General features: G+C 58.5%; 19 protein-coding genes and 2 pseudogenes. 7 read left to right on the top strand and 14 right to left on the bottom strand.

The window, feature by feature from the left end:
* Nucleotides 1-27: 27 nt before the first annotated feature.
* Nucleotides 28-816 (bottom strand): annotated as a pseudogene (locus BLW24_RS27145) (methyl-accepting chemotaxis protein); the annotation flags it as partial.
* 627 nt (nucleotides 817-1,443) lie between these two features.
* Here BLW24_RS27145 and BLW24_RS08600 point away from each other — a divergent pair.
* Complete coding sequence (locus tag BLW24_RS08600; protein WP_090375993.1) at nucleotides 1,444-2,472, top strand: IS30 family transposase; 1,029 nt, start codon at nucleotides 1,444-1,446, stop codon at nucleotides 2,470-2,472.
* A gap of 200 nt (nucleotides 2,473-2,672) precedes the next feature.
* Here BLW24_RS08600 and BLW24_RS08595 read toward each other — a convergent pair whose 3' ends face one another.
* Nucleotides 2,673-3,653, bottom strand: a complete 981-nt coding sequence (locus tag BLW24_RS08595) for an IS5 family transposase (protein ID WP_090375222.1) — start codon at nucleotides 3,651-3,653, stop codon at nucleotides 2,673-2,675.
* 334 nt (nucleotides 3,654-3,987) lie between these two features.
* Between BLW24_RS08595 and BLW24_RS08585 the strand changes: the two are divergent.
* A pseudogene (locus BLW24_RS08585) lies at nucleotides 3,988-4,881 on the top strand (IS5 family transposase); the annotation flags it as partial.
* A gap of 46 nt (nucleotides 4,882-4,927) precedes the next feature.
* On the opposite strand, the gene tnpC reads toward BLW24_RS08585, so the two are convergent.
* The gene (tnpC, locus tag BLW24_RS08580) at nucleotides 4,928-6,484 is read right to left on the bottom strand and encodes an IS66 family transposase (RefSeq protein WP_090375563.1); all 1,557 of its coding nucleotides are present in this window, start codon (nucleotides 6,482-6,484) and stop codon (nucleotides 4,928-4,930) included.
* 18 nt (nucleotides 6,485-6,502) lie between these two features.
* Nucleotides 6,503-6,898 (bottom strand): IS66 family insertion sequence element accessory protein TnpB, encoded by a 396-nt coding sequence (gene tnpB, locus BLW24_RS08575; protein ID WP_244161054.1) that lies wholly within the window; start codon nucleotides 6,896-6,898, stop codon nucleotides 6,503-6,505.
* A gap of 259 nt (nucleotides 6,899-7,157) precedes the next feature.
* Between tnpB and BLW24_RS08570 the strand changes: the two genes are divergently transcribed.
* The 3 genes from BLW24_RS08570 (at nucleotide 7,158) to BLW24_RS08560 (ending at nucleotide 10,511) form a co-directional block, all read left to right on the top strand.
* Entirely contained in the window at nucleotides 7,158-7,607 is a 450-nt protein-coding gene (locus BLW24_RS08570; RefSeq protein ID WP_090379192.1) for an NUDIX hydrolase, read from the top strand.
* A gap of 235 nt (nucleotides 7,608-7,842) precedes the next feature.
* On the top strand, nucleotides 7,843-10,041 hold the full coding sequence (locus BLW24_RS08565) for an OsmC domain/YcaO domain-containing protein (protein ID WP_090379189.1): 2,199 nt from the start codon (nucleotides 7,843-7,845) through the stop codon (nucleotides 10,039-10,041).
* An 83-nt stretch (nucleotides 10,042-10,124) separates the two neighbouring features.
* Nucleotides 10,125-10,511 (top strand): hypothetical protein, encoded by a 387-nt coding sequence (locus tag BLW24_RS08560; RefSeq protein WP_090379186.1) that lies wholly within the window; start codon nucleotides 10,125-10,127, stop codon nucleotides 10,509-10,511.
* A 146-nt stretch (nucleotides 10,512-10,657) separates the two neighbouring features.
* Here the strand turns inward: BLW24_RS08560 and BLW24_RS08555 are convergent, their stop codons facing one another.
* The 10 genes from BLW24_RS08555 to BLW24_RS08510 form a co-directional block, all read right to left on the bottom strand.
* Nucleotides 10,658-11,638 (bottom strand): IS5 family transposase, encoded by a 981-nt coding sequence (locus BLW24_RS08555; RefSeq protein ID WP_090376416.1) that lies wholly within the window; start codon nucleotides 11,636-11,638, stop codon nucleotides 10,658-10,660.
* Between the two features lie 151 nt (nucleotides 11,639-11,789).
* A complete protein-coding gene (locus BLW24_RS08550) occupies nucleotides 11,790-12,728 on the bottom strand; it encodes a sensor domain-containing diguanylate cyclase (RefSeq protein WP_090379183.1) in 939 nt (312 codons plus the stop codon).
* Between the two features lie 166 nt (nucleotides 12,729-12,894).
* Nucleotides 12,895-13,788, bottom strand: coding sequence for an ABC transporter permease subunit (locus BLW24_RS08545; RefSeq protein WP_090379180.1), 894 nt, complete (start codon nucleotides 13,786-13,788; stop codon nucleotides 12,895-12,897).
* Nucleotides 13,785-14,666 (bottom strand): ABC transporter permease subunit, encoded by an 882-nt coding sequence (locus BLW24_RS08540; protein ID WP_167360443.1) that lies wholly within the window; start codon nucleotides 14,664-14,666, stop codon nucleotides 13,785-13,787. The genes BLW24_RS08545 and BLW24_RS08540 overlap by 4 nt, the downstream gene beginning before the upstream one ends.
* 26 nt (nucleotides 14,667-14,692) lie before the next feature.
* Entirely contained in the window at nucleotides 14,693-15,835 is a 1,143-nt protein-coding gene (potA, locus tag BLW24_RS08535; protein WP_090379174.1) for a polyamine ABC transporter ATP-binding protein, read from the bottom strand.
* 113 nt (nucleotides 15,836-15,948) lie between these two features.
* Nucleotides 15,949-17,040 (bottom strand): polyamine ABC transporter substrate-binding protein, encoded by a 1,092-nt coding sequence (locus BLW24_RS08530; protein WP_090379171.1) that lies wholly within the window; start codon nucleotides 17,038-17,040, stop codon nucleotides 15,949-15,951.
* Between the two features lie 68 nt (nucleotides 17,041-17,108).
* Nucleotides 17,109-18,206 (bottom strand): extracellular solute-binding protein, encoded by a 1,098-nt coding sequence (locus BLW24_RS08525; RefSeq protein WP_090379169.1) that lies wholly within the window; start codon nucleotides 18,204-18,206, stop codon nucleotides 17,109-17,111.
* Nucleotides 18,207-18,364: 158 nt separating this feature from the next.
* Nucleotides 18,365-19,738: an aspartate aminotransferase family protein gene (locus BLW24_RS08520; RefSeq protein ID WP_090379166.1), complete on the bottom strand. Its 1,374-nt coding sequence runs from the start codon at nucleotides 19,736-19,738 to the stop codon at nucleotides 18,365-18,367.
* 95 nt (nucleotides 19,739-19,833) lie between these two features.
* Entirely contained in the window at nucleotides 19,834-21,192 is a 1,359-nt protein-coding gene (locus BLW24_RS08515) for a glutamine synthetase family protein (protein WP_090379163.1), read from the bottom strand.
* Nucleotides 21,193-21,235: 43 nt separating this feature from the next.
* Nucleotides 21,236-21,988, bottom strand: coding sequence for a gamma-glutamyl-gamma-aminobutyrate hydrolase family protein (locus BLW24_RS08510; protein ID WP_090379160.1), 753 nt, complete (start codon nucleotides 21,986-21,988; stop codon nucleotides 21,236-21,238).
* Nucleotides 21,989-22,264: 276 nt separating this feature from the next.
* On the opposite strand from BLW24_RS08510, the gene BLW24_RS08505 reads away from it, so the two are divergent.
* Both BLW24_RS08505 and BLW24_RS08500 read left to right on the top strand, forming a co-directional pair.
* Nucleotides 22,265-23,641, top strand: coding sequence for a glutamine synthetase family protein (locus BLW24_RS08505; protein WP_090379158.1), 1,377 nt, complete (start codon nucleotides 22,265-22,267; stop codon nucleotides 23,639-23,641).
* A gap of 226 nt (nucleotides 23,642-23,867) precedes the next feature.
* The gene (locus BLW24_RS08500) at nucleotides 23,868-24,926 is read left to right on the top strand and encodes an extracellular solute-binding protein (RefSeq protein ID WP_090379155.1); all 1,059 of its coding nucleotides are present in this window, start codon (nucleotides 23,868-23,870) and stop codon (nucleotides 24,924-24,926) included.
* The last annotated feature ends 125 nt before the right edge of the window (nucleotides 24,927-25,051 follow it).

Raw genomic sequence — 25,051 nt, 5'->3', positions numbered from 1 at the left:
CGACTGCATAAGGCTAATACGCGCTGTTTAGAGTTTGAAGCGGTTCATCGCCTGCGCCAATTCGGTAGAGAGCTGGCGCAATTCATTACAGCCCTGCGCGCAGCGTCCGATGTCGGCACTGGTTGACTTGGCCAAGTCAGCAATGCTCAAAACATTACGGTTGATTTCTTCTGTTACCGAGGCTTGCTCTTCGGTTGCAGTAGCCGCTTGCTGATTCATGTTACTAAGCTCATCAATCTGCGCAGCAATTACATGTAAGGATTGGCTGGTTTTAAGACTGCCAGATACGCCTTTCTCAGTGGCGCGCTGGCCGGTTTGCATCGACGTTACAGCGTCGTCAGCCCCTTTTTTAAGTGCGGCTATCATTTGTTGGATTTCATCTGTGGAGCCTTGTGTGCGCCCAGCCAAGGTGCGTACTTCGTCGGCGACCACGGCAAAGCCTCGGCCCATTTCACCGGCCCGAGCTGCTTCAATAGCCGCGTTGAGTGCAAGTAAGTTGGTTTGTTCGGAAATACTTCGGATAACCGCGAGTACTTGGTCGATGGAGGCCACCTGCGTAGCCAACTGGCTAACCGCATCGGAGGCACGGTTAATGTCGCTTGCCATGCCTTGGATGTTCTGAGTGAATTCATTGACCGAATCATTGGCCTGTAGGCCTTCCTGCCTGACCTCATGCGTGGCTTCCGCCGAGCGACTGGCATTACGGGCAATTTCTTGTACCGTCAACGCCATTTCATGCACGGCCGTGGCTACAAGATCGGTCATGTCAGTCTGCTGATGAGTGCGTGTCGATGTATTGTCTACACGCTGCGCAATATCGTTTGCTGCAGTCAGCAGTTTATGGCTTGTGTTCAGCGCACCCTCAATCATGGTCTTTAAGGTGCCGTTCATCGTGTTCAAATTACCGATAACGCTGTCAGCAGAGGCAGCGGGGAATTGGACTGCCAAATTACCGCGACTTAACTCACTGACCACGCGATCAATCTCGCCGGGAGTGGTTCCTAATAATGCATGCAGTGAGCGCTTGTTAAAATATATCAGCAGTCCAATGGCGATGAGTAAAACAAAAAGAACACCGATGAAAATTAATTTTGCATTGACCATCTCTTTAGCCGTGGTATTGACCACGGCCTGTGTGCGCGCGTCGAGCAATACGAAAAAATCGTCAATTGGTTTCATTATTTTGGCTTTATAAGCGTGATACTCCTTGCTGTGCAGAAGCTCACGTGCCATGGCAAAATCTGGCTCGCCTTTAGTCATGTAATTACCGCTGGGGTCTGCATAAAGGCCCTTTATGGCATTCATGGCCTTGACTTCAAGGTTGACTAATTCATTTGAATTATCTTGGGCTTCTTTGAGTTTGGAAAACTCAGCATCGGTAAAGCCTGGGCGGCGGCAAAAACTGAGTGCAACACCTGATCTTTCCGATACGGTGCTGCCCCTATGTCTTATTCCGAACTCAGCGTTGAAGAGCGCGCCACTATTCAAATCGGTCATGCCCAAGGCTTTAGCCTGCGCAAGATTGCCCACCTGATCAACCGATCCCCCTCGACTATCAGTCGCGAGTTGCGCCGTAATCGAGAGGTCTGCGGTCGTTACTCGGCCCGTGCGGCGCAGCAGCAGATGAGAGCCCGGCGCCAAGTCTGCCGGCCCAAGCGAAAGCTGCTGCCCGGTAGTGAACGCTTCGAGTTGGTGACCCATATGCTGCGTGAGCGTTTGTCTCCCGAGCAGATTGCCGGCAAGCTGCGCAGCATGAACATACCCAGCCTCAGAGATGCCTACGTCTGTCGCGAGACGATCTATACCGCGATCTATGCCTTGCCGGTCGGCGAGCTGCGTAAGGAGCTGATTATCTGCCTGCGCCAAAGCAAGACGACGCGCAGGCCGCGCTCTGGCGGCGTGGATCGACGTGGCCAGCTCCCAGAGCTGGTCAGTATTCACGTGCGCCCGCCGGAGATTGAAGACCGCCTGATGCCGGGCCACTGGGAGGGCGACCTTATCAAGGGCAAGGCCAACGCCTCGTCGGTCGGCACCTTGGTAGAACGCACCAGTGGCTACCTGATGCTGATCAAGATGAACGATGCGACGGCGACCTCGGCGATGGAAGGTTTCAGCGCCGCACTCAATCGTATGCCGCTGGCGATGCGTAAGAGCATGACCTACGACCAGGGCCGGGAGATGGCGCGGCACGCCGAGATCACCCAGAGAACCGGCATAGCGATCTACTTCTGCGACCCACACAGCCCCTGGCAGCGCGGCAGCAACGAAAACATCAACGGCCTCATTCGCCAGTACCTGCCCAAGGGCACAGACTTGTCGGGACACAGCCAAGAACAGTTGGATGCCATTGCACTGCAACTGAATATGCGGCCGCGTAAGCGCTTCGACTTCAAGTGCCCGATCGAAGTCATGAGCGAAGTAATGCAAGAAGCCATGGCTATGCGGCATGATGCGCCAGCGTCAATTCAATAACCGTGTTGCACTCAGCTCCTGCAACCGCCCTGTTTCTTTCATCAGCTCTGTCAGGGATCCTCTGAAGTAGCCATGCGTTTCAGGCCGACTTCAGCCTCCGCTGATTTTGAAAGCGGAAAATCGATCAAAAACGATCATATCATCCGCTTATTTTTGTGTTTTTAGCCGCCGCGAGCACCTCGCGGCGGCTATTGCCCATATTACGGGCGCACCTCTCCTGCAGTTGCCAGTAAATGTCTGCGTGCCATCCACAGGTTCGACAGCGCAAACAGCGTGACCAACTGCGCCGTGTTCTTGGCCAGGCCGCGGAAGCGCGTCTTCACATAGCCGAACTGCCGCTTGATCACCCGAAACGGGTGCTCGACCTTGGCGCGCACCTGGGCTTTGGCCTTCTCGATCTTGCGCTTGGCTTTGTATAGCGCGCTGCGCTTATCGAGTTTCTTGTAGGTGCTGCGGCGTGCCGCCACCTGCCAGATAACCTTCCGACCCTCATGCTCCGGACGCTTTTCCACACCGGTGTAACCTGCGTCGGTACAAACCACGTTCTCGTCGCCATGCAGCAGCTTATCCACCTGGGTGACGTCCGCCACGTTGGCCGCCGTGCCCACCACGCTGTGCACCAGTCCAGACTTGTCATCCACACCGATGTGGGCCTTCATGCCGAAGTAGTACTGGTTGCCCTTCTTGGTCTGGTGCATCTCCGGGTCGCGTTTACCGTCTTTGTTTTTGGTCGAGCTGGGCGCATTGATCAACGTCGCATCGACGATGGTGCCCTGGCGCAGGGACAGGCCGCGATCCCCCAGGTAGCCGTTGATCACAGCCAAGATGCCAGCCGCCAGTTCGTTTTTTTCCAGTACGCGACGGAAGTTGAGGATGGTGGTTTCGTCAGGGATACGCTCCAGGCTCAACCCGGCGAACTGCCGCAGAATGGTCGTTTCGTACAGCGCCTCTTCCATCGCAGGATCGCTGTAACCGAGCCAGTTTTGCATCAGATGAACACGCAGCATCGCCATCAACGGGTACGCCGGGCGACCGCCTTCACCCTTGGGGTAATGTGGATCGATCAGGGCAATCAAGCCCTTCCACGGCACCACCCGATCCATCTCGATCAGGAACAACTCTTTGCGGGTCTGCTTGCGCTTGCCGGCGTACTCGGCATCGGCGAAGGTCATCTGCTTCATCGGAAAACTCGGTGGGTGGCGTCCGGGCATTTTGCCAAAATCAGGAAGACTTATTCAGAGTTTCCTCAGGGAAATACTCACGGTGTCGGGGCGGGGCTTGGTGTCTCCTGCGGCTACAAAATCCCAGTAAATTCGTTCGTAACTTTGTGGGCGCGGCGCCTTGCCATTACGGATATCCAATATTCTCATATACTGCCGTTCATACTCCGCGTCCCCAGTTACAACATAAGTTCTCCCGAGTCGAGTCAGGTCGTCTGAACTTTGTCTTAGGAAACCCTGAAGAAGACTTCCTGAATTTGGCAAAATACCTGAACTCCACCCGCCGAGTTTTCCGATGAAGCAGATGACCTTCGCCGACGCCGAGTACGCCGGCAAGCGCAAGCAAACCCGCAAAGAGCTGTTCCTGATCGAGATGGATCAGGTTGTGCCGTGGAAGGGTTTGATTGCCTTGATCGAACCGCATTACCCCAAGGGTGAAGGCGGACGTCCAGCCTATCCGCTGATGGCGATGTTACGGGTTCATTTGATGCAGAACTGGTTCGGCTACAGCGACCCGGCGATGGAGGAGGCTCTGTACGAGACCACCATCCTGCGCCAGTTTGCGGGTCTGAGCCTGGAGCGCATTCCCGACGAAACCACCATCCTCAACTTCCGCCGATTGCTGGAGAAACACGAACTGGCTGCGGGCATCTTGGCCGTCATCAATGGCTATTTGGGTGACCGCGGTTTGTCATTGCGCCAAGGCACCATCGTCGATGCCACGCTGATCAATGCGCCGAGTTCGACCAAGAACAAGGACGGTAAGCGTGACCCGGAAATGCACCAGACCAAGAAGGGAAACCAGTATTACTTCGGCATGAAGGCGCACATCGGCGTCGATGACGAGTCGGGTTTAGTGCATAGCGTGGTCGGCACGGCAGCCAATGTTGCAGACGTTACTCAGGTCGACAAGCTGCTACACGGCAAAGAAAACATGGTGGGTGCCGACGCGGGTTACACCGGCGTAGAGAAGCGGCCAGAACATGAAGGCCGTGAAGTGATCTGGCAGATCGCAGCCCGCCGCAGTACGTACAACACGTTGAGTAAGCGCAGCGCGCTGTACAAAGCCAAGCGCAAGATCGAGAAGGCCAAGGCGCAAGTTCGCGCCAAGGTCGAGCACCCGTTCCGGGTGATCAAGCGTCAGTTCGGTTATGTGAAGACGCGTTTCCGTGGCCTGGCCAAAAACACCGTAAGCGCTCCATAGACCCCACCTCCCTCTGGAGAGGTTTTGCGTTTTACAGTGGCGTCGTTGGTTGGCAGTTCCAAGGCAGCAGCGCTTCGTAGGCTTCAACGCTGTTGGCCAGCGGCAGGCGTTCGAGGACATGGCGCAGCCAGGCGTAGGGCTCCTGGCCATTGGTCTTGGCGGTTTCCACCAGGCTGTAGAGTTGGGCGCTGGCGGTCGCGCCTTTCGGCGTGTCGCTGAACAGCCAGTTCTTGCGACCTATGACGAAGGGCCGGATCGCGCGCTCGGCAGCGTTGTTATCGATCGGCAGGTGGCCAGCCTCGATGTAGCGTTCGAGTCGGCTCCAGTTGCTCGCCAGGTAGTTCACTGCTTTGCCCAGGGCATTCTGCGCCGTGACCTGCGGCTGGGTTTTCTCCAGCCAGGTCTTGAGCTGATCGAGGAGCGGTAGGCTGTGCTGCTGGCGGCCCCGGTAGCGCTGTTCATCGCTGGCATCCTTAAGTTCGCGCTCGATGCCGTAGAGCTTGTTGATCATCCCCAACGCGATGTCGGCACGCCCGGTTTTGCCCTTCGGTTGCACCTTTTGCGCTTCGACGAACTTGCGCCGCGCATGCGCCCAGCAGGCCAGGCGCTCAACACCTTGTTGTGCGGCCACGGCGTTGTAGCCGGCGTAATCGTCGGTCATCAGGTAGCCGCGATAACCGTCGAGCAGGCGCAGCGGCACCTCCTGCGCGCGGCTGGTTGTGTAGTCGAAGAGGATCACCGGTTTGCCAGGCGGGCCACCGGTCTGCACCCACATCCAGGAGTGGCTGCTCGGATCGCGCCCAGGCTCCTTGAGCACCTGCACGCGGGTTTCATCGCAGTGGATCACCGGACTGTCCAGCAGCCTGTCGCGCATCAGGTTGAGCAACGGTTGTAGCAGTTCGCCGCACTGGATCACCCAGCGCGCCAGGGTCTGCCGGGGGATGTCGATGCCATGGCGACTGAGCATCTTTTCGAAGCGATACAGTGGGATGCCGTCGGCGTATTTGCTGGTCAGCAGCATCGCCAGCACGCTCGGGCTGGCCAGCCTTTTCTCGATCAGTTGGGCCGGTTTGTCAGCGGTGACCGGCGCGCTTTCGCAGGCCTTGCAGGCATAGGTCTTGCGAATGTGGCGGATCACCTGAACCTGCATCGGGATGATTTCCAGCTGCTCGCTGGTTTCTTCGCCGATGGCCTGCTTGCGGCAACCGCATTCGCAGGTCAGTTCGTGTTCGGGCAGTTCGTGGATGACCTCGACACGCGGTAGTTCGGCCGGTAACGGCTTGCGCTTGCCGCGGCGCTTGGTCGGCGCAACGACTTCTTCCTCGACCTCAGCGGCCGGAGCTTCAGCCGCCGCTTCGGCCAGGCTTTCCGCTTCGTTGAACATCTCTAGCTGCGGTGAATCCGGGTCGCTGCTCTGCTCGGATTTACGGCCGAACAGGCGCTGGATCAACAGCGCGTTTTGTTCGCGCAGGCGCTCGATCTGCCCATCCTTGTCCTTGGCCAATTCCTGCGCCGACGACAACACCTCAGCGAGCAATTGCTTGAGCGCGGCGGGGTCATCAGGAAGGGTTTCGGGCACAGAAATCATGCCGTGGATTATACCGGCTCAGGTGACGAACCTAGGGGTCAAAACCTGGTGCGGCCGGTTGCGCCACAGGTCGATACCGTCCAACAACCAGTTCAACTCCTGGGCCGTCAGCACGATCGCATCTTCGCCAGGTTCCGGATGCGACTTGAAGCGTTCAGCCTCCAATCGCTTGAGCCACAGGCAAAAGCCGTTGCGCTCCCAATACAAAATCTTCACCCGGCTGCGCGCGCGGTTGAGGAAGACGAACAGCACCGGGTCGAACACCGCCACCTTGATATCCAGCTCGACCAGGGCGGCCAGGCCATCGATGGATTTTCGGAAATCCACCGGCTTGGGGTATAGATAGACTTTTTCGACTTTGGCGTCGGGGCGCATCATGACGGCTGGCTCCAGAAAGAAATTGGAGCTCAGCATTGGCTGGCCTGCGGATCATTTGTAGATGAGGTTTATGGAGCGCTTACGATTGATGAATCTGTCACCTCTGGATGCAAATATTGAGCAAACGCCACCAAGGCATTGTCTGCTGCTGGCGTTGCAGTACCGGAGCCTGAAGCATTTGCCACTGCTCGGCGCATAGGCTGGTTCCAGCAACCCAACTGGCAGCGTTCAATGCCTATTGCATGTTCCAACCGGGTAAACCGCCCTGTTCAACTTCAATCACTGCGAGACAAGCATGGAAGTCAGAAAATCCGCGCGTTTATTGATCGTCGATGCCGATGGTCGGCTGCTGCTGTTTAACTACAAGGACGAGCATCAGGTGCCCTTCTGGGCGACCGCTGGCGGGGAGTTGAAGGTTGGAGAAGATTACCGGGCTGCCGCCGCTCGCGAGCTGTATGAGGAAACCGGACTCAAGCTGGAGATCCGCGCGCTACTGAAAGAGCGCGATGAGGTTTACGCCGTAGCCCGCTCGGTGCCGGCCAGATGGCTTGAGCAGTACTTTCTGGTGGAGTGCCCGGCCAATACACCGGTGTTTGCCGCCGACTGGACAGAGGAAGAACAGAGCACGATTCAACAGTGGCAGTGGTGGGATCTGGCGCAGCTGCAGCAAACGCCGCCGTCACTCTTGAAACCTGAATGGCTACCCGAACTGTTGCAGCAGGTACTGCTCGCTCGTCAGCCCTAGCAGGCTGTTGAATAACTATCTGCCTTGCCATTGCGGTGTTTAAAAACAGGCCGGGACACGACGTCTCAAAATGCTCATTCACAGCTCGTAAACTCCGCTTTCGCCTGTTTTGTCTTGCACTGGCTGCCTCGCCAACGTTTTCCAACGGCCTGCCAAACCCGCACTGCGCAAGACTTCCCGCTGAAAACCCGGATAATGGCCGCCATTCGTTTAGCTCGTATTCTGGTAATCCCGCATGGAAATCAAGGTCAAGTTTCTCGACAACCTCCGACTCGAAGCCAAGTTCGATGACTTCACGGTGGTGGCTGACCAGCCCATCCGCTACAAGGGCGATGGCTCGGCGCCGGGGCCGTTTGATTACTTCCTGGCCTCTTCGGCGCTGTGTGCAGCGTACTTTGTGAAGCTGTATTGCGACACGCGCAACATCCCCACCGACAACATCCGCCTGTCGCAGAACAACATCGTTGACCCGGAAAACCGCTACGCGCAGATCTTCAAGATCCAGGTCGAGTTGCCGGCGGATATTTCCGAGAAGGATCGATTGGGCATCCTGCGCTCCATCGACCGTTGCACCGTGAAGAAAGTGGTTCAGCAAGGTCCCGAGTTCATCATCGAAGAAGTCGACAACCTGGATGCCGACGCCCAGGCCTTGCTGATGCCCGTGGCGGGGACCAGCACCTACATTCCCGGCAAGGACCTGCCGCTGGAAGAAACCATTGCCAATATGTCGGGCATCATGGCCAAGCTCGGCATGAAGATTGAGATCGCTTCGTGGCGCAATATCGTGCCCAACGTGTGGTCGCTGCATATCCGCGATGCGCAGTCGCCGATGTGTTTTACCAACGGCAAGGGCGCGACCAAGGAGAGCGCCCTGGCCTCGGCGCTGGGCGAGTTTATCGAGCGGCTGAACTGCAATTTCTTCTACAACGATCAGTTCTGGGGCGAGGAGATCGCCAATGCGGCGTTTGTGCATTACCCGGACGAGCGCTGGTTCAAACCGGGGCCCAAAGATGCCCTGCCGGCAGAGATTCTCGACGACCACTGCCTGGCGATTTACAACGCGGACGATGAACTGCGCGGCTCGCACCTGTATGACACCAACTCCGGCAACACCCTGCGCGGCATCTGCTCGCTGCCGTTTGTGCGCCAGTCCGATGGCGAAGTGGTGTACTTCCCGTCCAACCTGATCGAAAACCTCTACCTCAGTAATGGCATGAGCGCCGGCAACACCCTGGCCGAGGCGCAGGTGCAGTGCCTGTCGGAAATCTTCGAACGCGCGGTCAAACGCGAAATCCTCGAAGGCGAGCTGTGCCTGCCGGACGTGCCACAGGCCGTGCTGGCCAAGTACCCAGCCATCCTCGCCGGTATTCAGGGCCTGGAAGCCCAGGGCTTCCCGGTGCTGGTGAAAGACGCGTCCCTGGGCGGCGAATTCCCAGTGATGTGCGTGACCCTGATGAACCCGCGCACCGGCGGCGTATTCGCCTCGTTCGGCGCGCACCCAAGCTTTGAAGTGGCGCTGGAGCGCAGCCTGACCGAGCTGCTGCAAGGCCGCAGCTTCGAGGGTTTGAATGATCTGCCGCCGCCGACCTTTGAAAGCCAGGCGCTGATGGAGCCGAACAACTTCGTCGAGCATTTCATCGACTCCAGCGGCGTGGTGTCGTGGTGCTTCTTCAGTGCCAAGGCCGATTACGAGTTCGTCGAGTGGGACTTCTCCGGGCAGGGCGCAGACTCGAACGAGCAGGAGGCCGCAACGCTGTTCGGCATCCTCGAAGAGCTGGGTAAAGAAGCCTATATGGCGGTATACGAGCACCTGGGCGCCACGGCCTGCCGCATCCTGGTGCCGAGCTATTCGGAGATTTATCCGGTTGAGGACCTGATCTGGGATAACACCAACAAGGCGCTGCTGTTCCGCGCGGACATCCTCAACCTGCACAGCCTGAATGATCGCGGCTTGAAATCCCTGCTGCGCAATCTGGAAAACAGCGATGTCGACGATTACACCGATATCACCACGCTGATCGGGGTCGAGTTCGACGACAACACGGTGTGGGGCCAGCTGACCATTCTTGAACTGAAGCTGCTGATCTATCTGGCGCTGAAGAAATTCGACGACGCCAAGGAACTGACCGAGGCCTTCCTGCAGTACAACGACAACACCGTCGAGCGCGGCCTGTTCTATCAGGCGTTGAACGCGACGTTGGAAGTTCAGTTGGACGATGAGCTGGAGATGAGCGACTTCGAACCGAACTTCCGCCGCATGTTTGGCAATGAGCGCATGGACGCGGTGCTCGGCTCGCTGGATGGCAGCGTGCGCTTCTACGGTCTGACGCCGACCAACATGCAGCTGGAAGGGCTGGACCGCCATCTGCGCCTGATTGAGAGCTACAAGAAGCTGCACGCGGCACGAGCCAAAGTGGCCGCGATATCGGGCTGAGCGCATCAGATGCAGGCGTCCCCGCCGCTCCTACAAGTCTCACTGAGACCACTGGCATGGCCACAACACACACGAGGGATTGCATGAACGTTGTAATAGGGAACTTCAAATGGCTGATGCTGGTGTCCGGCGTGCTTACCGCCAGCATGCTCTACGGCTTGTTCGCGCCGCAGGCAGCGCTTGAGTCGATGTTTGGCGCGTCGTTTACCGGCCAGCTGGAATCCATCGTGATTCGCAGCTGGTCAGCGCTGGTTGGACTGATGGGTGTGATCCTGATTTATGGCGCGCTGAGCGAAAAACACCGCGCTTTCTGCGCCGCCATCGCGGCAACGAGCAAGGCGATTTTCGTCACCCTGGTGCTGGTATATGGCCAGGCGTTTCTCGGCAAAGCCGCGGCCGCGATCATCATGGATGGCGTGGTGATCGCCGCCACGCTGATCTACCTGCTGGCGTTGCGGATCAAGCGCTAGGGATCCTCTGAAGTAGCCATGCATTTCTGGCTGACGTCAGCCTCTGCTGATTTCGAAAGTGATAAATCGATCAAAAACGATCAGATTACCGGCTCATTTCTGTGTTTTTAGCCGCCGCGAGCACCTCGCGGCAGCCATTTCCAGCATTACGGGCGCACCTCTCCTGCATTCGTCAGTAAATCTCGGCGCGCCATCCACAGATTTGACAGCGCGAATAAAGTCACCAGTTGCGCCGTGTTTTTGACCAGGCCACGGAAGCGCGTCTTCACATAACCGAACTGACGCTTGATCACCCGAAACGGATGCTCGACCTTGGCTCGCACTTGGGCCTTGGCCTTCTCGATTTTGCGCTTGGCTTTGTACAGCGCGCTGCGCTTACCGAGTTTCTTGTAAGTGCTACGCCGTGCTGCAACCTGCCAGATCACTTGACGGCCCTCATGCTCGGGGCGCTTCTCGACACCGGTATATCCGGCATCGGCCCCCACCATGTTTTCCTCGCCGTGCAGCAGCTTATCGACCTGGGTGACATCCGCCACGTTGGCGGCAGTACCCACCACGCTGTGCACCAAGCCAGACTCGTCATCCACCCCGATGTGCGCCTTCATGCCGAAGTAATACTGATTGCCTTTCTTGGTTGAGTGCATCTCAGGGTCACGCTTACCGTTCTTGTTCTTGGTTGAACTCGGCGCGTTGATCAGCGTGGCATCGACGATGGTGCCTTGGCGCAGCGACAAACCACGGTCACCCAGGTAGCCATTGATCACGGCCAGGATGCCGGCAGCCAGTTCGTGTTTTTCCAGCAAGCGGCGGAAGTTGAGGATGGTGGTTTCGTCAGGAATGCGCTCCAGAGTCAGCCCGGCAAACTGGCGTAGGATGGTGGTCTCGTACAGCGCCTCTTCCATCGCCGGATCGCTGTAACCGAACCAGTTTTGCATCAGATGCACTCGCAGCATCGCCATCAGCGGATAGGACGGTCGGCCGCCTTCACCCTTTGGATAATGCGGCTCGATCAAAGCGATCAACCCTTTCCATGGCACTACCCGATCCATCTCGATCAGGAACAATTCTTTGCGGGTCTGCTTGCGCTTGCCGGCGTACTCGGCGTCGGCGAAGGTCATCTGCTTCATCGGAAAACTCGGCGGGTGGAGTGCGGATATTTTGCCAAAATCAGGAAGTCTTTTTCAGACCATCCCTAGGCCGCATAGCGTCATGCCATCCTGAAATATCAAAGCGCAATCGTGGTGGATGGGTACAGCGTCATCCACCCTACGCTCTGGCTTATGGCACTGCGGCCAGCACCGCGCAGTTGCGGCCCTGGTGTTTGGCCTTGTAGAGCAGGCGGTCGACTGTTTCGATAAAGGCCTGGGGCTGGTCAAGCGGACCGGGCGTCAGGGTGCCAACGCCCAGGCTTAAGGTCAGCAACGGCCCGACCTGGGAATGGGCGTGCTGAATATTCTGTTCGCGGATCAACTGGCGGCAGCGTTCGGCAACCTGGACCGCAGCCTGGGCATCGGTTTCCGGCAGCAGCAGAACAAACTCTTCACCACCATAGCGGGCCATCAGGTCACGCGGGCGCACGGCTGCGCCGCTCAGGGCCTGGCCGACGCTTTTCAGGCAATCATCGCCCTGGATGTGGCCGTAGTGGTCGTTGTATTCCTTGAAGTAGTCGATATCCAGCAGGATCAGCGACAGCGGCTGGCCGGTGCGCTGAGCGTTGCTCCACTCCACCTGCAGACGGTTGTCGAACATGCGCCGGTTGGCCACGCCGGTGAGGCCGTCGAGGTAGGACAGCTCTTCGAGCTGTTGCTGCAATTGCAGCAGCTGCTGCTCGGTCTGCTTGCGCTCGCTGATGTCGAACATAAAGCCGATCAGCGACTCCACCTCGCCGGCTTCGTTGCGCAGCACGTGCACCACATCGCGAATCCACACATAGCGGCCATCGCGAGTCAGGGCGCGGTAGTCGGCCTCATGGTCAGTGCCGGCCTGGGACTGCGAGACGCAGAAAGCCACCACCGTGTCGCGGTCGTCGGGGTGCATGCGCTCGGCCCAGTCGTTGGCGCTGATCCAACTGGCCTGCGGCCAACCCAGCAGAGTCTCGATCTGCGGGCCGATATAGGCGAAGGTCATGCTGGCCCAGTCGATCTTCCAAGGGATGGCCTTTGTCGACTCCAACAGGGTCTTGTACACCGCGCTGTCAGTGCTGTTTGAATCGGTCATGGAAGCAATCCGGACGACTGATAGCTGAGGTTGTAACCAAGATCAGGGGTGGGCGCAACAACGGCCGGGATGACTGGCCAGTACTGCTGGCAGGCGCCGGATAACGCAGAGCAGAAAGCACAAGGGCCACGAATGTGGCCCTTGTGGGTGTTACGCCGGGGTGCGATCAGGCATGCACCTGGGACGGATCACGACGGCTGTCCGGGCCGGTCATCAGCGCAGCGCCAGTGGTTTCATCCATGGCCTGCTGCAGGGCCTTCTTGCGCTTCTCTTCGGCACGGTGGGCAAAGAACCACACCAGGAAGGTGGCGAATGACACTGCCAGCAGGATCAGACTGGCCACGGCGTTGATTTCCGGCTTCACGCCCAGACGCACGGCAGAGAAGACTTCCATCGGCAGAGTGGTCGAACCCGGCCCAGAGACGAAGCTGGCGAGTACCAGATCGTCCAGCGACAGGGCAAAGGACATCATGCCGCCGGCCGCCAACGAAGGCGCAATCATCGGGATGGTGATCAGGAAGAACACCTTCCACGGTTTGGCGCCCAGGTCCATGGCCGCTTCTTCGATGGACAGGTCCAACTCACGCAAGCGCGACGACACCACCACCGCCACATAGGCCGAACAGAAGGTGGTGTGGGCGATCCAGATGGTCAGCACGCCACGCTCGGCAGGCCAGCCGATCAGCTGGGCCATGGCCACGAACAGCAGTAGCAGCGACAGACCGGTAATCACCTCGGGCATCACCAGCGGCGCGGTGACCAGGCCGCCGAACAGCGTGCGGCCCTTGAAGCGGGTGACGCGGGTCAGCACGAAGGCGGCCATGGTGCCCAGCGCTACGGCGGCAATCGCGGTGTAGCAGGCGATTTCCAGCGAGCGCATCACCGAGTTCATCAGCTGGGTATTGTCGAGCAGGCCGACGTACCACTTCACCGACCAGCCGCCCCACACCGTTACCAGCCGCGAGGCGTTGAACGAGTAGAGCACCAGGATCAGCATCGGCAGGTAGATAAAGGTCAGGCCGGCCCACAGCATGATGTTGGAGAAACTGAAACGCTTCATGGCCGACCCTCCATTTCTTTAGCTTGGTTGCGGTTAAACAGAATGATGGGGACGATCAGGATCGCCAGCATCACCACAGCCAGAGCAGAGGCAACAGGCCAGTCGCGGTTGTTGAAGAACTCCTGCCACAGCACCTTGCCGATCATCAGGGTCTCCGGGCCGCCGAGCAGTTCAGGAATCACGAACTCACCCACCACCGGGATAAACACCAGCATGCAGCCGGCGATGATGCCGTTCTTGGCCAGCGGCACGGTGATCTTCCAGAAGCTGTTGAAGGTGCTCGAACCCAGGTCCGCTGCAGCTTCCAGCAGGCTCTGGTCGTGTTTTACCAGGTTGGCAAACAGCGGCAGGATCATGAATGGCAGGTACGAATAGACAATACCGATGTACACCGCCAGGTTGGTGTTGAGGATCTGCAACGGCTCGTTGATCAGCCCCAGCCACATCAGGAAGCCATTGAGCAGGCCGTTATTGCTGAGAATACCCATCCAGGCATACACGCGGATCAGGATCGCCGTCCAGGTCGGCATCATGATCAGCAGCAACAGGACCATCTGCTTGTCCTTGTCGGCACGGGCGATGGCATAAGCCATGGGGAAACCGATCACCAGGCAGAGCAGGGTGCTGATTGTCGCCATCTTCAGCGAGCCCAGATAGGCCGCCAGGTACAGCGCATCCTCGCTGAGGAAGATGTAGTTACCCAGATTGATGATTAGGGTGAGCTTGTTTTCCGCCCAGCTGTACACGTCGGTGTAGGGCGGGATGGCTACGTCGGCTTCGGCGAAGCTGATCTTCAGAACGATGAAGAACGGCAACATGAAGAACAGGAACAGCCAGAGGAACGGCACCCCGATAACCAGGTGCCGGCCCTTGGGCATACGGCGGCTGATGCTTCGGATAATGTTCATGAGCGCAATGCCACCCCGCTATCGTCCTCCCACCAGACGAACACTTCGTCGTCCCAGGTAGGCCGTGCGCCACGCCGTTCGGCGTTGGCAACGAAGGACTGAACCACCTTGCCGCTTGGCAGCAATACGTGGAATACCGAATGGCCGCCGAGGTAGGCGATATCGTGCACGGTGCCGCGCGACCAGTTGTATTCGCAGGTCGGTTGCTCGGTGGTGACGATCAGCTTCTCCGGGCGGATGGCGTAGGTGATGCTCTTGTCCTGCACCGAGGTGCTGACGCCGTGGCCGACGTAGATATTGCGTTCCAGATCCGGGCTAGCGATCAGCGCATGGCCTTCCATGTCCTCGACCACCTGGCCTTCGAACAGGTTGACGTTGCCGATAAATTCGCAGACCAGACGACTGGTTGGGGTTTCGTAGATGTCCACCGGGCTGCCGATCTGCGCGATCCAGCCCAGGTGCATGATGGCGATACGCTGGGCCATGGTCATGGCCTCTTCCTGGTCGTGGGTCACCATGACGCAGGTCACACCGACGCGCTCGATGATCTCGACAAGCTCAAGCTGCATCTGCGAACGCAGCTTCTTGTCCAAAGCACCCATGGGCTCGTCGAGCAGCAGCAGTTTCGGCCGTTTGGCCAGCGAGCGCGCCAGAGCAACACGCTGACGCTGACCACCGGAAAGCTGGTGCGGCTTACGCTTGGCGTACTGGGTCATGTGCACCAGCTTGAGCATTTCTTCGACGCGGGCGGCGATTTCGGCTTTCGGCAGCTTGTCCTGCTTGAGGCCAAAGGCGATGTTGTCAGCCACGCTCATGTGCGGGAACAGCGCGTAGGACTGGAACATCATGTTGATCGGCCGCTCGTAGGGCGGCAGGTCGGTGATGTCTTCACCGTCGAGCAGAATGCGCCCTTCGGTCGGACGTTCGAAGCCGGCGAGCATGCGCAGCAGGGTCGATTTACCCGAGCCGGAGCCACCAAGCAGGGCAAATATCTCGCCTTTGTTGATGGTCAGCGAAACGTCATCAACCGCGATGGTTTCGTCGAACTTCTTCGTCACACGCTCGATCTTGACCAGCACCTCTTTCGGTTGCTGATCACCCTCGAGAACCTTTTTATAGGCACTGGAAGCAACTGCCATTACCAAAACCCCCGCAAAAATTGGGTCACTGACCCGAATATAATCTGCCGCGCTTGGCGCAGCGGGCCGTACGCTCAGGCCCGGCCTGGCGTACGGGGTCTTTCAGCTTCCGCTTACTGGCCCGACTTGATCTTCGACCAGGCGCGAGTCATGGCACGCTGGATCTTCGGCGGCAACTCAGCGGAGATGTAGAGTTTGTCCAACACGGCCTGCGATGGATAAATCGAAGGATCGTTACGCACTTCCTGGTCCATCAGCTCGCCGGCCTTGGGGGTTGGGTTGGCATAGCCGACATAGTCGCTGACCGTGGCGATCACTGCGGGGTCGAGCAGGTAGTTGATAAAGGCGTGCGCTTCCTTGACGTTCTTCGCATCGGCCGGGATGGCCATCATGTCGAACCACAGGTTGGCGCCTTCCTTGGGAATGCTGTAGGCGATCTCGATGCCCTTGCCCGCTTCCTCAGCGCGTGCCGCCGCCTGGAATACGTCGCCGGAGTAGCCGAACGCTACGCAGATGTCGCCATTGGCCAGGTCACCGATGTACTTCGAGGAATGGAAGTAGGTGACGTAAGGACGCACGGCCATCAGCTTGGCCTCGGCCTTCTTGTAGTCCTCAGGATTAGTGCTGCGCGGGTCGAGGCCCATGTAGTTGAGGACGGAAGGGAACATCTCGTCTGGAGAGTCCATGAAGGCCACGCCACAGGCGTTGAGTTTCTTCAGGTTCTCCGGCTCGAAGATCCTGGCCCAGGAGTCGATCTCGTCGACCCCAAGCACTTCCTTGATTTTGGCCACGTTGTAGCCAATACCGTTGGTACCCCACAGGTACGGCACCGAATACAGGTTACCGGGATCGTTGACTTCCAGTTGCTTGAGCAGCACCGGGTCAAGGTTCTCCCAATTCGGCAGCAGACTGCGGTCGAGCTTCTGGAACGCACCCGCCTTGATCTGCTTGCCGAGGAAATGGTTGGACGGCACCACGATGTCGTAGCCGGAACGGCCCGCCAGCAGTTTGCCTTCCAGGGTTTCGTTGGAGTCGAACACGTCATACATGGCTTTAATGCCAGTAGCCTTCTGGAAATCGGCCAGGGTGGTTTCGCCGATATAGTCAGACCAGTTGTAGACATTGACCACAGGCTCAGCGGCTTGCACGGCGCTGATGCTGACGGCGGCGGCCAGCAGGCCAGCCAGAAGTGGAGTACGACGCATAGGAGCTTCCTTATTGTTGTGGGTGAATGCGGCGGAGCAACCCGCCGCACACCGTTAGGGCTATGGCATTACTGACCCGATTTGATCTTGGTCCAGCTGCGGTTCATTGCGCGTTGCGCGTTAGCTGGCAGATCCGGGAAGGTGTAGATCTTGGCCATGGTGGCCGCGTCCGGGTAAATGCCCGGGTCGTTACGCAGTGCTTCGTCAACCAGCGGGGTGGCCGCGGCGTTGCCGTTAGGGAACTGCACGAAGTTGGTGATGTTGGCCATGACTTCTGGCTTCATCAGGTAGTTGAGGAACACGTGAGCGGCTTCGACGTTTTTCGCATCAGCCGGGATGGCCATCATGTCGAAGAAGCTGCCAGCACCTTCTTTCGGGATGCTGTAGGAGATGTTCACGCCGTTCTTGGCTTCTTCAGCACGGGACTTGGACTGGTACAGGTCGCCCGAATAGCCGATGGCCACGCAGATGTTGCCGTTGGCCAGGTCGCCGATGTACTTGGAGCTGTGGAAGTAGGAGGTCGAGGAACGGATCGAGAGGAACAGTTCTTCGGCTTTCCTCAGCTCACCAGCGTCGGTGCTATCAGACTTGAAGCCCAGGTAGTTGAGTGCCGCCGGGAGGATTTCAGTCGGCGAATCCAGGAACGACACGCTGCAGTCTTTCAGCTTGGCGATGTTCTCCGGTTTGAACACCAGATCCCAGGAGTTGACCGGTGCGTCCGCGCCGAGCGCAGCCTTGACCTTGTCGACGTTGTAACCAATACCGATAGTGCCCCACATGTAGGGAATCGAGTACTGGTTACCCGGATCGCTCGGATCGAGGGCCTTGAGCAGGTTCTTATCAAGGTTTTCCCAGTTTGGCAGCTTGGACTTGTCCAGCTTCTGGTAAACACCAGCCTTGATCTGCTTGGCCAGGAATGGGTTGGACGGTACGACGACGTCGTAACCGGAGCTGCCGGCCAGCAATTTGGCTTCCAGGGTTTCATTGCTGTCAAAGACGTCGTAGACGACCTTGATGCCGGTTTCCTTCTGGAAGTTGTCGATGGTGTCTTCTGCGATGTAGTCGGACCAGTTGTAAACGTGAAGGACTTTGTCATCCGCGTGTGCGGTACTCACCACAGCCCCAGCAAGGGACAACGCGAGAAGGGTTTTGCCGAAAGTTTTCATGCGTACAGCTCCTGTTGTTGTAGTCATATCCGAAAGATGCGCAGCCATCTGCAACACCTTCAGGTGAGCCTGACCTACGCATTAGCGCAGTCTGGCAAGGTCACACCCCGGCTGACAACATTCAGACGTAAGCATCTGAAACCAAAGATTATTAAACCTTAAACCAGCACCTCTGCAGCGGTCAGATCGAGGCATCTTCGGGCCTTTTCCAGCAGCTCGTCGATCTCAGCAAAGCTGATTACCAGCGGCGGCGAAATGATCATGGTGTCGCCTACGGCGCGCATGATCAGACCATTATTAAAGCAGTGACCGCGGCAGATCATGCCAACGCCCACATCTGCGCTGAAGCGCTTGCGGCTGGCCTTGTCCTGCACCAGCTCGATGGCGCCCAACATGCCGACGCCACGCACTTCACCCACCAGCGGGTGATCGGCCAGCTCACGCAAACGCTTCTGCAAGTACGGTGCCGTTTCTGCCTTGACCCGTTCAACAATCTTTTCTTCACGCAGAATGCGCAGGTTCTCCAGAGCCACCGCAGCAGCCACTGGGTGCCCGGAATAGGTAAAACCGTGGTTGAAGTCTCCGCCCTGATTGAGCACCTCGACGATATCGTCGCGCACAATCAGCCCACCCATGGGGATGTAGCCGCTGGTCAGGCCCTTGGCGATGGTCATCATGTGCGGGGTGTTGCCGAAATAATCGCTGCCGAACCACTCGCCGGTACGACCGAAACCGCAGATCACTTCATCGGCGATAAACAGGATGTCGTACTTGGCAAGGATTTCGCGGATGCGCGGCCAGTAGCTGTCCGGCGGAATGATCACGCCGCCCGCGCCCTGGATCGGCTCGGCGATAAAGGCGGCGACATTCTCTTCGCCGACTTCGAGGATCTTCTGCTCCAGCTGGTCGGCGGCCCAGATACCGAACGCTTCGGGGCTCATATCGCCGCCTTCACCGAACCAGTACGGCTGGGGGATGTGCACGATGCCCGGAATCGGCAGGTCGCCCTGCTCATGCATGTACTGCATGCCACCCAGGCTGGCGCCAGCCACGGTGGAGCCGTGGTAACCGTTCACCCGACTGATGATCACCTTCTTGTTCGGCTGCCCCTTGATCGCCCAGTAATGGCGCACCATACGCAGCATGGTGTCGTTGCCTTCCGAACCCGAACCGGTGAAAAACACGTGGTTCATGCCGGCCGGAGCCAGCTCAGAAATCGCCTTGGCCAGTTCCAGCGCGGGCGGCGTGGCGGTCTGGAAGAACATGTTGTAGTAGGGCAGCTCTTGCATCTGTTTCGCCGCGGCGTCTGCCAGCTCCTTTCGACCATAGCCGATCGCCACACACCAGAGCCCGGCCATGGCATCGAGGATCTTGTTGCCCTCGCTGTCCCACAGGTACACCCCGTCAGCCTGGGTAATGATGCGCGGCCCACTTTCCGCCAGCTGTTTGAAATCGCTGAACGGCGCGAGGTGGTGTTCGCGGCTCATGGCCTGCCACTCGCGGGTTTTCGGGTTGGTCACTTGACTGTTCATAACGACACCTTGCTTACACAGGCTGCGCGTTGCAGCCCGATAAAAATTCTTGGCAGTGACTGGCGCAGGGATCACCCACGCCAGCCACCTAACGGTTACACCGACAGCAGCAGGAACTCACGCTCCCAGGAGCTGATGACCCGCTTGTAGTTCTCGTGCTCGGCGCGCTTCACCGCGACATAGCCGCGCATGAACTTGTCGCCGAGGTATTTCTCCGCTTCCTTACAGGCTTCCATGCGCTCCAGGGCGTGCTCGATGGTGATCGGCAGGCGCAGGTTGCGACGTTCGTAGGCGCGGCCCTTGACCGGCGCGCTTGGTTTGAAGTCGCCGACCATGCCCATGTAGCCGCACAGCAGCGAAGCCGCCAGCACCAGGTAAGGGTTGGCATCGGCACCGGCCAGGCGGTTTTCCACGCGGCGGTTTTGCGGCCCGGCTTCCGGTACACGCAGGCCCACAGTGCGGTTCTCTTCGCCCCACTCGACGTTCACCGGCGCCGAGGTATCGGGCAGGAAGCGGCGGAACGAGTTGACGTTCGGTGCGAACAGCGGCAACAGCTCGGGGATGTATTTCTGCAGGCCACCGATGTGCAGCATGAACAGCTCGCTCATGCTGCCATCCGGATTGGAGAACAGGTTCTTGCCGGTTTTGATGTCAACCACGCTCTGGTGGATGTGCATCGCGCTGCCCGGCTGATCGGTAATCGGCTTGGCCATAAAGGTGGCGGCCACATCGTGCTTGAGCGCGGCTTCACGCATGGTGCGCTTGAACACGGTGATCTGGTCGGCTAGGTGCAGGGCCTCGCCGTGACGGAAGTTGATCTCCATCTGCGCCGGACCGTCTTCATGGATCAGCGTGTCGAGATCCAGGCCCTGGATTTCGCACCAGTCGTACACGTCTTCAAACAGCGGATCGAATTCGTTGGCGGCATCAATGGAGAACGACTGACGGCCCACTTCCGGACGACCGGAACGACCCATCGGGGCGACCAGTGGAAAATCCGGGTCGCTGTTGCGCTTGGTCAGGTAGAACTCCATTTCCGGCGCGACGATTGGCTTCCAGCCCTTGTCCGCGTAGAGCTTGAGCACATTCTTGAGAATGTTGCGCGGCGACAGCTCAATCGGGTTGCCCTGCTTGTCGAAGGTGTCGTGGATCACCATCGCAGTCGGCTCAATGGCCCAGGGCACGAGGAATACGGCGTTCTCGTCCGGGCGGCAGAACATATCGATGTCCGCTTCGTCGAGCAGGTCGTAATAGATGTCGTCCTCGACGTAGTCGCCGGTCACGGTCTGCAGCAGCACACTCTCGGGGAGGCGCATGCCCTTCTCGTCGAGGAACTTGTTGGTCGGCGAAATCTTGCCACGGGCAATGCCGGTAAGATCGCTGATCAGGCATTCAACTTCGGTGATTTTGCGTTCTTTCAGCCAGCTCGAAAGCTGGTCTAGTTTGGTACTCATAGAGACCTCAGGGTTGGTGAGAGCCGACCTATATATAGTCGGCTCAGCGTTGCCCCGCCTTCTTCCTGCAAGCCCCACCAAAGGCCTGGAAGATGGCGAGATAATTCGGGTTGGATCGTACCTGCCATTCAGGGTGCCATTGCACCCCCAATGCAAAGCTTTTGGCACCTTCGACGGAGAAGGCTTCGATCAACCCGTCAGGCGCTAGTGCTTCTACGCGAAGGCCCGGCGCCAGACGCTGAACGCCCTGGCCATGAATGGAATTGACTTGAATCTCGTCCGGCAAGCCGATGCCGGCGAGCAGCCCGCCCGGCTGCACATGCAGCGCGTGACGCAGGCCATATTGCTGTTCTGCGGACAGGTCACCGGGCTCGCGGTGATCCATCAGCCCTGCAACCTCGTGTACACGCTGGTGCAGCGCGCCACCGAAGGCCACATTCATCTCCTGAAAGCCACGGCAAATACCGAGCACCGGGATACCGGCGACAATTGCTGCTTTAATCAAAGGAAGAGTCGTACTGTCACGCGCCGGGTCATGGGCGGTGCCGGGTTCGCTGGCATCGCCAGCATAGTGGCGTGGTTCAACGTTGGATGGCGAGCCGGTAAACACCAGGCCATCGAGGTGCTGCAACAGGTAAGCCTGATCAAGCTGCTCGCCCAGTGCGGGAATGATCACTGGCATACCGCCAACCACCTGAACGATGGCCTGCAAGTATTTATCGCCTGCGGTGTGGTAGATGTTGTGCCCGATCTGCTTGGTGCAGGCACTAACGCCGATAATCGGCTGGCGCGACATGAGACACCCGTTTTATTGCTGTTATGGGTTTCGACCGAGCTTAGCCTTGTTCATTTTTTTTCACAATAGTCATGTAAAAAATTGAACACACCCGACTGAGCACCCCGGCAGACAAGGCTTTGAGCAGGGCTGCACTGCCCTGCAATGCCCTAAAACTGGCCACCAAGCCCCCTTTTGGGGCAAAATGCGCCTCTCTTGACAGCATCTGGTGTTTAAGATTGACTCACACCCGCGCAGTTGCATGATTGATATTTTTAACATAAAAGGTGTTGCATCATGTCGGTACCCCCGCGTGCCGTTCAGCTTAACGAAGCGAACGCGTTCCTTAAGAAACATCCTGAGGTCCTGTTCGTCGACCTTCTGATCGCAGATATGAATGGTGTGGTGCGCGGCAAGCGTATCGAGCGTGCGAGCCTGCATAAGGTTTACGAGCGCGGCATTAATCTCCCGGCTTCGCTGTTCGCCCTGGATATCAACGGCTCGACGGTGGAAAGCACCGGCCTAGGTCTGGATATCGGCGACGCCGACCGGGTCTGCTTTCCCATCCCCAACACCCTGAGCAATGAACCATGGCAGAAGCGCCCAACCGCGCAGCTGTTGATGACCATGCATGAAATGGAAGGCGAGCCGTTCTTTGCCGACCCACGGGAAGTGTTGCGCCAGGTGGTTACGAAGTTCGACGAACTGGGCCTTACCATTTGCGCAGCCTTCGAAATCGAGTTCTACCTGATCGACCAGGCCAACGTGAACGGCCGTCCACAGCCACCACTGTCGCCGCTGTCGGGCAAACGCCCACAGTCGACCCAGGTGTACCTGATCGATGACCTCGACGAATACGCCGAGTGCCTGCAGGACATCCTCGAAGGCGCCAAGGAGCAGGGCATCCCTGCTGACGCCATCGTCAAGGAAAGCGCTCCAGCGCAATTCGAGGTCAACCTTCACCACGTCGCCGCCCCGATCAAGGCCTGCGACCACGCGCTACTGCTCAAGCGCCTGATCAAGAACATCGCCTATGACCATGAGATGGACACCACCTTTATGGCCAAGCCCTACCCCAACCAGGCGGGTAACGGGCTGCACGTGCATATCTCGATTCTCGACAAGCAGGGCAACAACATCTTCGCCTGCGACGACCCAGTGCAGAATGACGCCCTGCGCCACGCCATTGGCGGGGTGCTGGAAACCATGCCGGCCTCGATGGCCTTCCTCTGCCCGAACGTCAACTCCTACCGTCGTTTCGGCGCGCAATACTATGTGCCGAACTCGCCGTGCTGGGGCATCGACAATCGCACCGTTGCGCTGCGCGTACCCAATGACACAGCCGATGCCGTGCGCATTGAGCACCGCGTGGCCGGCGCCGACGCCAACCCCTACCTGCTGATGTCGGCCGTACTGGCGGGCGTGCACCACGGCCTGACCAACAAGATCGAGCCAAACGCACCGGTAGAAGGCAACTCCTACGAGCAGAACGAGCAAAGCCTGCCGAACAACCTGCGTGACGCCCTGCGCGAGCTGGACGACAGCGAAGTATTGGCACGCTACATCGACCCGAAATACATCGACATCTTCGTGGCCTGTAAAGAAAGCGAGCTGGCCGAGTTCGAAAACTCGATCTCTGACCTTGAATACAACTGGTACCTGCACACGGTTTGACGCAACGCCCAACGCCGGCCCTTGAGCCGGCGTTTTTTTATGGCCTGCCCTCCATGGCGGCCACCCTGCGGGCCGTCGCCTCGCGACGTTAATAATGGCTCCTGGCCATTCTTTATTACGCCCACTGCGCAGCACATGCCATATTTATCCACATCATGGCGCGATAACGCCTAAGCTGCGCCGCGAATTCCTACTGACGCGACATCAACTTGCTCGGGAGATCTCCATGCCACGCCTGTTTGCCTTACTGCTGCTTGCCCTGACGCCGCTGCTGGCCAGCGCCGAGGAGGTGATTCGCGTCTACAGCTGGAACGACTACATCGCCCCACAGGCACTCAAGGATTTCGAGGCGAAAACCGGCATTCGCGTCGATTACCAGCTCTTCAGCACCGCTGAAGAGCTGGATGCGGCGCTGGCCAGCGGAGAAGCGATTGATGTGACGGTGCCGTCCCATGATTCCCTGCCCGGCCTGATCAAGAAGGGCTTGATCCAGCCATTGGATTTCACCCAATTGCCGCACCGTAAGCACCTGGATAAACATCTGCTCAGCACCTTGGCTGCGCGCGATCCAGCCAATCGTCACGCCGTGCCCTATCTCTGGGGTGCAGTGGGCTTGGCGATCAATACCCCACAAGCTGAAGCGGCCTTCGGCGGCCCGCTGCCCAATAGTTGGAGCCTGCCGTTCGATGCCGAGCAGAGTTCGCGCTTGGCAAGCTGCGGCATCAGCGTGCTTGACGCCCCCGATGAAACCCTGACTTTGCTGCTCAACTACCAAGGTCGCAGCCTGGCGCGCAGCGCACCGAGCCGTATTGAGCGCTCAAGCCAGGTGCTGGATGGCTTGCGGCCAAACCTGCGCTATGTCGACAGCGAGCGTTACATTGATGACCTCAACCAAGGCAAACTGTGTGTAGCCATGGCCTGGGTCGGCGACGCGCTGGCGGCGGCTGACGCAGGCCAGCCGGTGCGTTTTTTGGTGCCTGACGAAGGCTCAGTCCTGTTTATCGACAACCTGGTGATCCCCAGCAGCGCCAAACGCCCCGACCTCGCGCACCGCTTTATCGATTACTTGATGCAACCTGAAGTGGCCGCGCTGATTACAGCCGAAACCCTGTACCCCAGCGGCAATGCCGATTCCCGCGAGTTTCTCGACGAAACCCTGCGCAACCAACCCGGTCTCTACCCGGATAGTGACACCAAGCGCCGCCTGCATCCGCTGGAAACCCTGCCCGAAAAACACGGCGCGATCCGCGACGCGGTCTGGGCGCGCTTTCGTGATGGCAGTTGAATGAAAACAGATAGGTGGGAGGGGCTTTCGGCTTGGGCATCCTGCTTCGCACTACCTCCTGCATCCATGCAGTCGTAGCCGCGACAAAAACAACAGGCTCGCCGCTAAAGCGGAATGCCGCCCAG

Origin of the sequence: Pseudomonas anguilliseptica, assembly GCF_900105355.1 — a bacterium.
GTDB classification, from domain to species: domain Bacteria; phylum Pseudomonadota; class Gammaproteobacteria; order Pseudomonadales; family Pseudomonadaceae; genus Aquipseudomonas; species Aquipseudomonas anguilliseptica.
Note: the sequence above shows the minus strand (reverse complement) of the source record. Positions and strands in the feature narration are given on the sequence as shown.